We start from the raw sequence: 12,394 nt of genomic DNA, 5'->3' as shown, positions 1-12,394 counted from the left end.
CGTCGGGTGCTTGCAGACAGGATCAACGAGAACATCAGGAACGCAGTATCGCCCGAACCGCCTCCAGGGCGCGCCCTGCCTCCGTCAAGAACTGCGCGACGCGCGTCATCAAGCCTGTTGTTTCGCCGTCACGCACCTGGCGCTCCACCTCGGCGCACACCGCCGACAGCGCGAGCGCGCCGACGCTGGCCGACGACGACCGCAGCTTGTGCGCCAGCTGCCCGATCTTGCCCACGTCACCCGCATCGCGGGCCGCGGCCATCTCGGCGCAGGCCTGTTGCAGCGACTTCTCGAAGGCGGTCAGCACCTTGGCGACCACCCCGTGGCGGCCGTCGGGATCGAGCTCGCGCAGCTTGCCCAGCGCCTGGGCGTCGAGCTGCGGCGGTGCGACGTCGTCGTCGGGGCGGGGTGGGTCGGCGTTCATAGGCGGGCGGCCCACGTGTCGTGCAGCGGCGCTTGGGGCGCCGGCAGGATGCGTGCCGCCACCCGTGGCGTCAAGCCGGGAAACTTCCCGAAGCTCGGACGTCGGGACGAGGCAGCGGGGGTCTGCGGCAGGCGGGCACGTTGCATGGAGTCGGGCTGTGGTTGGAACACGCGCGCCGCACCACCTTGGCGCGGCATGTCGGCGCTTTCGGCGCGTTGCCGCCCGACTTGAGGCGCAGCGGGCCGGCGCAGCCCCGGTCCGTACAATCCGTCACATGCATGGACCCTGCCCCAGGCGCTGCGATCGAGGCCGCGGCCCGTCGTGTACCGCGTCTGTTGCGCGGGCTGCGGCCGTCCTGGCGTTGCCCGGTCTTGCCGCCTGCACCGATGCCGCCGGCGCGCCGTGGCTGTTCGGCGCCGCCGCGCTGCTGGCCGTGGTCGCGGCCGCAGCCGGCGGTTTCTTCGGCGGCCGGCTGGCAGCGCGGCGCGAGGCCGACGCCACGCTGCGCGCCGCGCAGCAGGCCAGCCAGGCGCTGGCCGAGCTGCAGGACAGCTGGTCGTGGCAGACCGACGCCGGCCACCGGCTGCTGCGGCTGCACCCGCCCAGCGGCGCCGCAGCGCCGAGCTGGCAGCAGGCCGGCGCCCCGGGCGGCACGCTGTGGGAGCGCTTCGAAAGCGCCGTGGCCGGCGACGTGGCCGGGCTGCGCGCGCGGCTCGAATCGCAGGTGCCGTTCCACGAACTGCGCGTGCGCCACACCGGCGACGGCAGCACCTGGCTGCTGCGCGCCGTGCCGCGCTTCGACGACGGCGGCCGCTTCGCCGGCTATGCGGGCAGTGCCCGTCCCACCGCCGAGCGCGACACGCTGTGTGCCGACCAGGGTGCGCTGGCAGTGCTGCTGTCCCTGCTGGGCAACCTCGAGGCGCCGGCTGCGCTGGCCGGCGGCGACGGCAGCGCGTCGGGGTGGACACTGCGCCAGGCCAACGCGGCCCTGCTGCGCCTGATCGACGCCGACCCCCAGCAGGCCGTGCCCGACTGGGGCACCGTGCTGGCACGGCTGCCCGCGGCCACGCGCGAAGCCATTGCCGCGCTGCCGGCCGACGGGGCGGGCGACGCCGAAGGCTGGCTGCTGCGGCGCTTTGCCACCGACGCTGGCCCGCAGCTGCTGCTGCTCAAGCCGCCGCAGGGCGACACCGACGGCAGCGCCGCCAACGGCGAAGGCGCGTCGTTCAGCTTCACCGTCTCGCACGACCTGCGGGCGCCGATCCGGGTGGTGGAGGGCTTCACGCGCATCCTGAAGGAAGACTACGGCCGCCAGCTCGATCGCGTCGGCAACGACCACCTCGACCGCGTGCTGGGCGCTGCGGCGCGCATGAACGCGATGATCGACGCGCTGCTGACGCTGGCGCGGCTGAGCCAGCAGCCGCTGGCGCGGCAGCCGGTGAACCTGTCGCAGCTGGCTGCCTACGTGGTCGACGAGCTCCGGCGCGGTGCGCCCGAGCGCGTGGCCGACGTCGACATCCAGCCCGAGATGGTGGTGCGCGGCGACCCCACGCTGCTGCGCCTGGTGCTGGAGAACCTGCTGGGCAACGCCTGGAAGTACTCGGCGCGCAACAAGAAGACGCACATCGTGTTCGCCTGCGAAACCGTGGAGGGCCGGCGCACCTTCGTCGTGCGCGACAACGGCGCCGGCTTCGACATGCGCTCGGCCGACCGCCTGTTCGGCCTGTTCCAGCGCCTGCACAGCGCCAACGACTTCCCCGGCAGCGGCGTCGGCCTGGCCTCGGTGAAGCGCATCGTGCGCCGACACGGGGGCGACATCTGGGCCGATGCCGAGCCCGGCCGCGGCGCGGCGTTCCATTTCACCCTGCGCGACTAGAACAGCCGCACGCATGCACATCGCCGACCTGCGCCAGCGGCTGCGCGCACTGGGTGCCGCCCCGGTCCACGAGGCCCACGTGCTGCGCCTGTGGGCGCAGGCGCGGCCGCACGACAGCGGGCGCAGCAAGCCCGAGCACTTCCTGCCGCAGGCGCTGCGCGCGGCGTGGCCGGCGCTGGTGGCCGAGCTCGACGGCCTGGCGCGGCTGCAGTCCGAACACGCAGGGGAAGACGGCTCGGCGCGGCTGCTGGTGGCGCTGGCCGACGGCCAGACGGTGGAATCGGTGCTGCTGCCGCGCGACGGGCTCTGCGTCTCCAGCCAGGTCGGCTGCGCCGTGGGCTGCCGCTTCTGCATGACCGGCCAGGGCGGCCTCGTGCGCCAGCTCGGCAGCGCCGAGATCGTGGCCCAGGTGGCACTGGCGCGCCGGCACCGGCCGGTGAAGAAGGTCGTGTTCATGGGCATGGGCGAGCCGGCGCACAACCTGGAGGCGGTGGCCGAGGCCATCGAGCTGCTGGGCCAGGAAGGCGGCATCGGCCACAAGCACCTGGTGTTCAGCACGGTGGGCGACGAGCGCGTGTTCGAGCGCCTGCCACAGCTGCGCGTGAAGCCCGCGCTGGCGCTGTCGCTGCACAGCACGCGCGCGGCGCTGCGCGCCGAACTGCTGCCGCGCGCGCCGCGCTGGGAACCCGCCGACCTGGTGGCCGCCGGCGAGCGCTACGCCCGCGCCACCGGCTACCCGATCCAGTACCAGTGGACACTGCTGGACGGCATCAACGACGGCGACGACGAGGTGGAGGGCATCGCCACGCTGCTGCAGGGACGTTACGCGATGATGAACCTGATCCCCTACAACAGCGTCGAGGGGCTGCCCTACCGCCGTCCCGACTGGGAACGCGCCGCCGACATCGCGCGGCGCCTGAACCGGCGCGGCGTGCTGACGCGGCTGCGGCGCTCGGCCGGGCAGGACGTGGACGCCGGCTGCGGCCAGCTGCGCGCCCGCGCCGCCCTGGATGGCACCGCCGCCCGGCCGCTGCGGATGCTGCGCGTGGTGCCCGCACGCCACGCTCCCTGAGTTTTTGTGCAGGGCGGCCGCATGCCGCGGCCTTGGCGGGTCGCGAGGAGGGCCATACTTGCAGCGTCACCCTTGGAGAGGCAGGCCAGGCGCGTTTGTGCCGGAGCCCGCCCCGACACGGTGGGGGGGCTCGCAGGAGCATGGTCTGACCGAACTGAAGAGTTGGCGCCGCCACCTGGCGCTGGAACGCGCGGCACGCGACATCGGCATGCGCCTGGGCACACCACAACGCGAACACGTGGCGCGCGAGCAGCTGCGCATGGTGCTGCTGCACACCCGCTTCGGCACGCTGGCCGCCACCGCGTTCGCCGTGCTGCTGGCGCTGCAGGTGCAGCACAGCCTGCCGGCGCTGCAGGTGCAGGGCTGGCTGGCCGCCAAGCTGGTGGTGGCGCTGGCGCGCATCGTGCTGGCGCAGGCCTACGTGCGCTGGGGCGACACGAGCCCGCAGCGCCGCCGCTGGGAACACGCGATGCTCGGCATGCTTGCGCTCGACGGCCTGGTCTGGGGCCTGGCCGGCTGGCGCCTGGCGGGCGAGGACGTGCCGCTGGCGGCGCTGGGCGTGGCGGCGCTCGACGGCGTCAGCTGCATCGCCACCTTCGGCCTGCAGGTGCGGCTGGCCGCCACCGCCGCCTACGTGGTGCCGATGCTGCTGCCGATGGCCTGGGGCCTGGCGGTGCGCAGCGACGACATCGCCCACTTCGCCGCCGGCGGCCAGCTGCTGCTGCTGGCGCTGCTGCTGGCCACCGCGCGCGCCACCTCGCAGCGCCTGGCCATGGGCCTGCTGCTGCGCCAGCAGGCCGACCAGCTGGTGGCCGAGAAGGACGCCGCGCTGCAGCTCGCGCGCGAGCGCAGCGCCGAGCGCGACCGCTTCCTGGCCAAGGTGAGCCACGAACTGCGCACCCCCCTGCACGGCATCCTCGGGCTGGCGCGGCTGATGCACCTGGAGGCACAGGCCCCCGCCGCGCTGCGCCGGCTGGAGCTGATCGAGAGCTCGGGCCTGCACCTGCAGGGCCTCATCAACGACCTGCTGGAAGCCTCGGTCATCGACGCCGGGGCGTTCGTGCTGCACGCCGCCGACTTCGACCTGGCGGCCGAGCTCGACCAGCTCGCCGAGGTGACCGCGCTGCGCGCCGCCGACAAGGGCCTGCAGTTCACGCTGCAGAGCACGCTGCCGCGGCCGTGCTGGGTGCGGGGCGACGCCGCGCGCGTGCGCCAGGTGCTGCAGAACCTGCTGGGCAACGCGGTGAAGTTCACCGTCCGGGGCGGCGTCACGCTGCAGGCCGCACCCGTGCCGGGGCCGGCACCCGGCGGCGTGCGCCTGAGCGTGCGCGACACCGGCCCGGGCATGGACGCAGCCGAGCTGGCGCGTGTGTTCCAGCCCTTCCAGCAGGCCGGCAAGACGCGCATCGCCGACGGCGTGGGGCTCGGGCTGACGATCGCGCGCGAGCTGGCCATCGCGATGGGCGGCAACGTCACGGCCGAGAGTGCACCGGGCGCCGGCGCCGTCTTCCACTTCGACGCGCTGCTGCCGCCGGCGCCTGCACCCACGACGGCACTGGTGCCGCTGCCCGCCGGCACCGCCGCCGGCCCCGCGCTGCCCGGCCTGGTGCTGGTGGCCGAGGACGACGAGGTCAACGCGCTGATCGTCGGCGCCTTCCTCGACGGCCTGGGCGTGCGCAACGAGCGGGTGGCCGACGGTCAGCAGGCCGTGCTGCGCGCGCTGCGCGACGACGACCGGCCCGACCTGGTGCTGATGGACTGCCGCATGCCGGTGCTCGACGGCCTGGCCGCGACGCGGGAGATCCGCCGCCAGGAGCGGCTGCTCGGGTTGCCGCGGCTGCCCATCCTGGCGCTGACCGCCGCCGACGCCGACACCGACCGGGCCGCCTGCCTGGGCGCGGGCATGGACCGCGTGATCGGCAAGCCGTTCACCCGCGACCAGCTGGTGCAGGCGCTGCACGCCGCCGGCCAGCCCAGGCCACCGCCGGCAGCGCCGCCGTCGGGCCCGCGGCACGGCGCAGCGCCGGCCTGAAGCGCGGCGCGGCCGCGTCGCGCAGTGCCGGCGCGGGGTCGCCGATCAGGTCCAGATCGGGGTGCCAGGTCTCGACCATGAAGGTGTACAGCGCGTGCTGCGCAGCGTGCCAGTGGCGTTCGGCCGCCACCACGTCGAAGCACAGCACGTGGTGCGGCAGGCCGCCGGCATGGGCCAGCGGCACCTGGCGGCCGGCCAGCAGGTCGGTGAAGCCCAGGCCCTTGTAGATGCGCAGCAGCGCCGCGCTGCGCGCGCCGATCACCAGCGTGCGGATCTGCGCCGCCACCGCGAACATCCAGCAGGCCTTCACCAGCATCGGCCGCACCAGGCTGTCGGCACCGGGCACGATGGCCAGCCGCGTGATCTCGGCCCGGGCATGGCCGGCCAGCGCCCCGGGCAGCACGATGCAGTCCTCGATCGGCAGCGACCGCGGGTGGTTGCGCTGGATGCGCGCGGTGCCGACGACGGTGCCGCTGGCCTTGTCGCGGCACACCAGCACCGCGGTGCCGGGCGCGAGGTCGGTGGCGTCGGGCGTGGCCAGCGCCTGCGCCATCTCGGGCCGATCGGCCAGGTGGTGGCCGTAGGCCTGCGCACGCACGGCGCAGGCCTCGCGCAGCGTGCGCAGGTCGCGGGCGATGCTGACGGTGAAACTGAGGTGGGCGGTGCTCATCGAAGGCGGCTCCGGGCGCGGCGGTGGCCGCACGTCTGGGGCGCCAGCATGGCGCCGCACCGCACCGCGCAGTGGCACGAAAAGCTGCCGTGCACGGCAGCTGCTTCGTGCAGCAGGCGCCTCAGTCTTCGAGTAAGCGCACCTTCACCGTCTTGCCCTTGACCTTGGCGCTGGCCAGGCGCTTGGCCACCTGCGGCGCGATGGCGCGCGCCACGGCCACGTAGGTCGAGAACTCGTTCACGTTGATCCTGCCCACCTCGCTGGCGGCAAAGCCCAGGTCCTTGGTCAGCGCACCCAGCACGTCGCCGGCGCGGATCTTCTCCTTGCGCCCGCCCAGGATCTGCAGCGTCGCCATCGGCGGGCGCAGCGGCGTGCCCGCGGGCGTGAGCTCGTCGAGCCTGTGCCATTCGGACGTGAAGCCGCCGGCGTGCTCGATCTGCCCGACGCGGCCCATCTCGTCCAGGCTCGCCAGCGTGAAGGCCCAGCCGGCCTCGTCGGCGCGGCCGGTGCGGCCGATGCGGTGCGTGTGCGTGGACACGTCGGGCGTGACGTCGACGTTGATCACGGCCTCCAGCTGCGCGATGTCGAGCCCGCGCGCGGCGATGTCGGTGGCCACCAGCACGCTGCAGCTGCGGTTGGCAAAGCGCACCAGCACCTGGTCGCGGTCGCGCTGGTCGAGGTCGCCGTGCAGTTCGAGCGCCGAGTAGCCCTGCGCGCGCAGCACCTCCACGAGGTCGCGGCACTGCTGCTTGGTGTTGCAGAAGGCGATGGTGCTGACGGGCTGGAAGTGGTCGAGCAGCAGCGACACCGCGTGCAGCCGCTGGTCCTCGCGCACTTCGTAGAAACGCTGGCGGATCTGCGTCGCAGCAGGCTTGTCGGCCAGCTGCACCTGCTTCGGGTCCTTCAGGAAGGCAGCGCTGAGCCTGGCGATGCCCTCGGGGTAGGTGGCCGAGAACAGCAGCGTCTGCCGCTGCTTCGGGCACTGCCGCGCGACGGTGGCGATGTCTTCGTGGAAGCCCATGTCGAGCATGCGGTCGGCCTCGTCGAGCACCAGCGTGTTCAGCGCCTCCAGGCTCAGGCTGCCGCGCTCGAGGTGGTCGAGGATGCGGCCCGGCGTGCCCACGACCACGTGCGCGCCGTGCTCCAGGCTGGCGATCTGCGGCCGCATCGTCGCACCGCCGCACAGCGTCAGCACCTTGATGTTGTCCTCGGCGCGCGCCAGGCGGCGCACTTCCTGCGTCACCTGCTCGGCCAGCTCGCGCGTGGGGCACAGCACCAGGGCCTGCACCGCGAAGCGCCGCACGTTCAGGTTGGCCAGCAGCGCCAGCGCGAAGGCTGCCGTCTTGCCGCTGCCGGTGCGGGCCTGGGCGATCAGGTCGTGGCCGGCCAGCGCCAGCGGCAGGGCCGCGGCCTGGATCGGCGTCATCGCCGTGTAGCCCAGGCGTTCCAGGTTCGCCAGCGTGTGCGGCGGCAGCGGCAGGCGCGCGAAAGCGGTGCTGTCGGCGGCGTCTGGCGGGGTGTTCTCGTGCATGAGCGATTATCGGGGTCTCGCGGTCCGCGCCCTGCGGCACCGCCCTGCCCGTGATTCCATGCCCCAGACCGCTCATCCCGCCCGCCCCGCCCGCCCCGCCGGCCACACCGAACGCCCGGCGCTGCCGAACCCGCGCCACGCCGACCGCCTGCCGGCGCACATCGACAAGCACGCCTTCAACCGCATCCGCTCGGCGGTGTTCAGCCTGCCGCAGGTGGTGAAGCCGGCCGACTACGTGGCCGAGAGCCACCCCGACCTGGAACAGCACCTGGACACGCTGGGCCTGGTGCTGCTGCAGAAGCCCGTGGCCGGGCAGCGACCGAGCCGCTGGATCGAGCCGGCGCTGATGGACGCGGCGCTCGCGCACCTGGAGGCGGTGGGCACCGGCCCGCAGGCGCGGCCGACGATGCTGGAGCGCACCAGCACGCTCGAAGGCCTGGGCGTGGCGCGCCGCGCCGGGCTGTGGACGCGGCTGATCCGCCACACGCTGGCGCTGGCCGAGCCGGGCTGGAAGGTGCCGGTGCTGTTCCGCGTGCCGGTGGACGCCGACGCGGTGTGGGCCTTCTACCGCACCGGCGACAGTGCCGCGCTGCTGGCCACGTTGGGCCCGCCGCCGCTGTTCGCGCACGCCGCCGAGCTGGTGGCGCACCTGAACGCCATCGTCGAGCGCTGCCGTGCGCGCAAGCCGAAGCACCTGGAATCGCTGCTGCCGCGCCTGCAGGCCGAGTGCAGCACGCCGCAGCCGCTGCCCGACCTGCTGGCCGCCTGCCAGCGCGCGCAGGAACGCTGGGAACACCAGGCCGGCGAGCTCGACACGCTCGAAGGCCTGACGAGCGAGCTCGCGTTCCAGGGCTACCCGGCCACGTTCCAGAAGGCCCGGCGCGCGCAGCGCCGCGTCACGCTGTACGTGGGCCCGCCCAACAGCGGCAAGACGCACGCGGCCTTCGAGCGCCTGGCGCAGGCCATCGACGGCGCCTACCTCGCGCCGCTGCGCCTGCTGGCGCTGGAAGGTCGCGACCGCCTGGTGGCGCGCGGCGTGCCGTGTTCGCTGCTCACCGGGGAGGAGAACGTGCCGGCCGAAGGCGCGCGCGTGGTGTCGAGCACGATCGAGATGGTGGGGACCAACACGCCGATCGACGTGGCGGTCATCGACGAAGCGCAGATGATCTTCGACAACTCGCGCGGCTGGGCCTGGACGCAGGCCATCGTGGCGGTGCCGGCCAACGAGGTCATCATCATCTGCAGCGCCTACGCGGTACCGGCGATCGAGAACCTGCTGGGCCTGTGCGGCGAGCGCTGCGAGGTGAAGGTGTTCGAACGCAAGCAGCACGTGCAGCTGCTGCCCGGGCCGCTGCCGATCGCGCAGCTGATGCTGGGCGACGCGGTGGTGGCCTTCAGCCGCCGCGACGTGCTGATGCTGCGCGACCAGATCGCCGCCGCAGGCCACCCGGTCAGCGTGATCTACGGCGCGCTGCCGCCCGAGGTGCGCCGGCGCGAGGCCGAGCGCTTCGCGCAGGGCGCCTCGCACATCCTGGTCGCCACCGACGCCATCGGCATGGGGCTGAACCTGCCGATCCGCCGCGTGCTGTTCAGCACGATGAACAAGTTCGACGGCATCACCGACCGCCTGCTCGGCGAAAGCGAGGTGCACCAGATCGCCGGCCGCGCCGGCCGCTACGGCATGCACGAGGAAGGCTTCGTCGGCGTGCTGGCCGAGGCCGAGCCCACCGCGCTGCGCCACCTCAAGGACCTGCTGCCGCGCCAGCCGCGTGCGCCGCGCGACTTCAAGGCGCCGGTGGCGCCCAACGGCTGGCACGTCGACACCATCGCCAGCCGCCTGGGCAAGACCGCGCTGCGCGACGTGCTGGGCGTGTTCATGGAGCAGCTGAAGCTGGACGACGCGCACTTCGCGGTGGCGGAACTCGAACAGATGCTGGCGCTGGCCGAGCAGCTCGACCGCAGCGCCGCGAAGCTGCCGCTGAAGGCGCGCTTCACCTATGCGCAGGCACCGGTGGACACGCGCAACGAGGACCAGGTGGCGCAGTTCCTCGACTGGAGCGCGCGCCACGCGCACATGGGCCGGGCCGGCCGCCTGGAGCTGCTCGACAAGGTCAGCGGCCACAGCCGCCTCGACGTGATGGAGCAGGCGCTGCGCACCTGCACGCTGTGGCTGTGGCTGGACCTGCGCTTCCCCGGCGTCTACGGCCACGTGGAGGAGGTCGTGGCGCTGCGCAGCGAGCTCAACGACGGCATCGAACGCCACCTGAAGGGCAAGCGGCCCCTGGCGCAACGGCGCAGCCGCCGGTGAAGGCGCCGCCGCGCCTGCAGGCGCTGATCGACGAGGGCCTGATCGACGCCGTGCAGCGCCAGCTGATGAGCGGCAAGGAGGCGATGGTCTTCGTCGTGCGCTGCGGCGACGAGACGCGCTGCGCCAAGGTCTACAAGGAAGCCACCCACCGCAGCTTCCGCCAGGCCGTGGACTACACCGAGAACCGCAAGGTGAAGAACACGCGCCAGGCGCGTGCGATGGCCAAGGGCACGAAGTTCGGCCGCCAGGCCCAGGAAGCGGCCTGGCAGAGCGCCGAGGTCGACGCGCTGTACCGCCTGGCCGCGGCCGGTGTGCGCGTGCCGCGCCCCTTCAACTTCCACGACGGCGTGCTGCTGATGGAACTGGTGGCCGACGCCGACGGCCAGGCGGCGCCGCGGCTGAACGACGTCGACTTCACGCCCGAGGAGGCGCGCCGCCACCACGCGACGCTGGTGCGCGAGGTGGTGCGCATGCTGTGCGCGGGCATCGTGCACGGCGACCTGTCGGAGTTCAACATCCTGCTGGCGGCCGACGGCCCGGTGATCATCGACCTGCCGCAGGCCGTGGACGCCGCCGGCAACAACCACGCCGCGCGCATGCTGCTGCGCGACGTCGACAACCTGCGCCACTGCTTCGGCCGCTACGCGCCCGAGCTGCTGCAGACGCAGTACGGCCCCGAGATCTGGACTCTGTACGAACGCGGCCTGCTGCAGCCCGACAGCGTGCTGACGGGCCGCTACGAACGCAGCACGGCGCCGGTGGACATGGCCGCGGTGCTGCGCGAGATCGACGACGCGCGCGCCGAAGACGCCGCGCGGCGCCTGCGGCTCGCCGAAGGCGGGTGAGCGCGCAGTCCGCGGGGCCGAAGCCCCCGCTATCGGGAGTGTCTTTTCGATAGCATCGACGCGTGACCGACGGGTCGCGGATCATCCGCGCCAGTCGTATTCCTCACCTCCTGGAGACATTGCGCATGTTGAACCGCCGCGACTTCCTCGCCGCCGGCCTGGCAGCCCCGCTCGCCTACGCCGCCGGCTCCTTCGTGCCCGCCTGGGCGCAGAACGCGCCGAACTTCGGCACGCCGACGCTGCCGAACCCGGGCTTCCGCCGCATGAAGATGGGCGAAGTGGAGATCGTTTCGCTGATCGACGGCATCGCACGCCGCCCGCTGGGCGAGGAGTTCGTGAAGAACGCGCCGCTGGCGGAGGTGAAGGCGCTGCTGACCTCGCAGGGCCTGCCCACCGACTACATCGACGTGCCCTTCACGCCCTTCCTGGTGGTGGCCGGCAACCGCCGCATCCTGATGGACACGGGCCTGGGCGAGTGGGGCGGCCCCACCACCGGCAAGCTGCTGGAGAACCTGCGCGCCGCGGGCTTCCAGGCCGGCGACATCGACACCGTGCTGATCACGCACTTCCATGGCGACCACATCAACGGCCTGCGCAACAAGGCCGGCGAGTTCGTGTTCTCGAAGGCCAAGGTGATGGTGCCGTCGGTCGAGCACGGCTTCTGGATGGACGACGCGAAGATGGCCGCGGCCCCCGCCGGCATGAAGGGCGCGTTCGACAACGTGCGCCGCACCTTCGCGCAGATGCCCGCGGGCATGCTGCAGCGCTTCGAGCCGGGCACCGAGGTGCTGCCGGGCATCAAGTCGATCGCCGCCTTCGGGCACACGCCGGGGCACACGCTGTTCGAAGTGGCCTCCGCCGGCCAGACCTTCACCTTCGTCGGCGACCTGACGAACGTGCCGGCGCTGTTCGCGCGCAACCCCGACTGGGCCGTCACCTTCGACATGGACGCCGAAGCTGCCCGCAAGGTGCGCCGCGAGGTGTTCCAGCGCATCACCGCCAGCGGCTCGATGCTGGGCGGCTTCCACTTCCCGTTCCCGGCCTTCGGCAAGATGGCCGCGTCGGGCAGCGGCTACGCCTTCCAGGCCATTGCCTGAAGCCAGGTGCCGCGTCGGCCGGCCACACAATGGCAGGCATGACGACGGCGCTGAAGTACCTCGCGGGCTACCCGCCCGCGCTGCTGGCGCAGGTGCAGGCGGCCATCGCCGCCGGCACCTTGCGCAGCAGCCTGCTGCAGCGCCATCCCGAGCGCCACCAGGTGCGCGGCGACCGCGCGCTTGCCGACTACGTGGGTGCGCTGAAGGCGCGCCACCTGCGCAGCGCGCCGCCGCTGGCGCAGGTGAAGTACGACAACCACCTGCACGCACTGCGCCATGCGCTCGGCACGCACACCGCGGTGTCGCGCGTGCAGGGCCGCAACCTCAAGGCCAAGCGCGAGATCCGCATCGCCAGCCTGTTCCAGGACGCGCCGGCGGCCTTCCTGCGGATGATCGTCGTGCACGAGCTCGCGCACCTGAAGGAAGGCGCGCACGACAAGGCCTTCTACGCGCTGTGCACCCACATGGAGCCGGACTACCACCAGCTCGAGTTCGACACCCGGCTGTGGCTGACGGTGCTGGAACTGCCGCCGTCCTGA

General features: G+C 73.1%; 10 protein-coding genes. 7 read left to right on the top strand and 3 right to left on the bottom strand.

What is annotated here, in order from left to right:
* Positions 1-34: 34 nt before the first annotated feature.
* Positions 35-424 (bottom strand): Hpt domain-containing protein, encoded by a 390-nt coding sequence (locus ACPOLB_RS23020; protein WP_425258377.1) that lies wholly within the window; start codon positions 422-424, stop codon positions 35-37.
* Positions 425-785: 361 nt separating this feature from the next.
* Here ACPOLB_RS23020 and ACPOLB_RS23015 point away from each other — a divergent pair, with 361 nt between their 5' ends.
* From ACPOLB_RS23015 to ACPOLB_RS23005, 3 genes are all read left to right on the top strand, one after another.
* The gene (locus tag ACPOLB_RS23015; protein ID WP_425258376.1) at positions 786-2,300 is read left to right on the top strand and encodes a sensor histidine kinase; all 1,515 of its coding nucleotides are present in this window, start codon (positions 786-788) and stop codon (positions 2,298-2,300) included.
* A gap of 13 nt (positions 2,301-2,313) precedes the next feature.
* Positions 2,314-3,372, top strand: coding sequence for an RNA methyltransferase (locus tag ACPOLB_RS23010; protein ID WP_425258375.1), 1,059 nt, complete (start codon positions 2,314-2,316; stop codon positions 3,370-3,372).
* 97 nt (positions 3,373-3,469) lie between these two features.
* Complete coding sequence (locus tag ACPOLB_RS23005; RefSeq protein ID WP_425258374.1) at positions 3,470-5,404, top strand: hybrid sensor histidine kinase/response regulator; 1,935 nt, start codon at positions 3,470-3,472, stop codon at positions 5,402-5,404.
* Here the strand turns inward: ACPOLB_RS23005 and ACPOLB_RS23000 are convergent.
* Complete coding sequence (locus ACPOLB_RS23000; protein ID WP_425258373.1) at positions 5,301-6,074, bottom strand: hypothetical protein; 774 nt, start codon at positions 6,072-6,074, stop codon at positions 5,301-5,303. The two genes, ACPOLB_RS23005 and ACPOLB_RS23000, sit on opposite strands and share 104 nt — an antisense overlap.
* 121 nt (positions 6,075-6,195) lie before the next feature.
* Positions 6,196-7,605, bottom strand: coding sequence for an ATP-dependent RNA helicase DbpA (gene dbpA, locus ACPOLB_RS22995; protein ID WP_425258372.1), 1,410 nt, complete (start codon positions 7,603-7,605; stop codon positions 6,196-6,198).
* Positions 7,606-7,663: 58 nt separating this feature from the next.
* Between dbpA and ACPOLB_RS22990 the strand changes: the two genes are divergently transcribed.
* The 4 genes from ACPOLB_RS22990 (at position 7,664) to ACPOLB_RS22975 (ending at position 12,394) form a co-directional block, all read left to right on the top strand.
* Positions 7,664-9,913, top strand: a complete 2,250-nt coding sequence (locus ACPOLB_RS22990) for a helicase-related protein (RefSeq protein WP_425258371.1) — start codon at positions 7,664-7,666, stop codon at positions 9,911-9,913.
* A complete protein-coding gene (locus tag ACPOLB_RS22985; RefSeq protein ID WP_425258370.1) occupies positions 9,910-10,758 on the top strand; it encodes a PA4780 family RIO1-like protein kinase in 849 nt (282 codons plus the stop codon). Before ACPOLB_RS22990 ends, ACPOLB_RS22985 begins: the two co-directional genes overlap by 4 nt.
* Before the next feature lie 125 nt (positions 10,759-10,883).
* On the top strand, positions 10,884-11,855 hold the full coding sequence (locus ACPOLB_RS22980) for an MBL fold metallo-hydrolase (protein ID WP_425258369.1): 972 nt from the start codon (positions 10,884-10,886) through the stop codon (positions 11,853-11,855).
* A 38-nt stretch (positions 11,856-11,893) separates the two neighbouring features.
* Positions 11,894-12,394: a M48 family metallopeptidase gene (locus ACPOLB_RS22975; RefSeq protein ID WP_425258368.1), complete on the top strand. Its 501-nt coding sequence runs from the start codon at positions 11,894-11,896 to the stop codon at positions 12,392-12,394.

This window comes from Rubrivivax soli (assembly GCF_049810355.1).
Classification (GTDB): domain Bacteria; phylum Pseudomonadota; class Gammaproteobacteria; order Burkholderiales; family Burkholderiaceae_C; genus Rubrivivax.
This window is presented reverse-complemented; position numbering and strand designations above follow the sequence as displayed.

What these genes read in the sequence shown, in the direction of transcription:
- ACPOLB_RS23020 (WP_425258377.1), bottom strand. Translation starts at nt 424, where the DNA reads ATGAACGCCGACCCACCCCGCCCCGACGACGACGTCGCACCGCCGCAG.
- ACPOLB_RS23010 (WP_425258375.1), top strand. Translation starts at nt 2,314, where the DNA reads ATGCACATCGCCGACCTGCGCCAGCGGCTGCGCGCACTGGGTGCCGCC.
- ACPOLB_RS23000 (WP_425258373.1), bottom strand. Translation starts at nt 6,074, where the DNA reads ATGAGCACCGCCCACCTCAGTTTCACCGTCAGCATCGCCCGCGACCTG.
- dbpA (WP_425258372.1), bottom strand. Translation starts at nt 7,605, where the DNA reads ATGCACGAGAACACCCCGCCAGACGCCGCCGACAGCACCGCTTTCGCG.
- ACPOLB_RS22990 (WP_425258371.1), top strand. Translation starts at nt 7,664, where the DNA reads ATGCCCCAGACCGCTCATCCCGCCCGCCCCGCCCGCCCCGCCGGCCAC.
- ACPOLB_RS22980 (WP_425258369.1), top strand. Translation starts at nt 10,884, where the DNA reads ATGTTGAACCGCCGCGACTTCCTCGCCGCCGGCCTGGCAGCCCCGCTC.
- ACPOLB_RS22975 (WP_425258368.1), top strand. Translation starts at nt 11,894, where the DNA reads ATGACGACGGCGCTGAAGTACCTCGCGGGCTACCCGCCCGCGCTGCTG.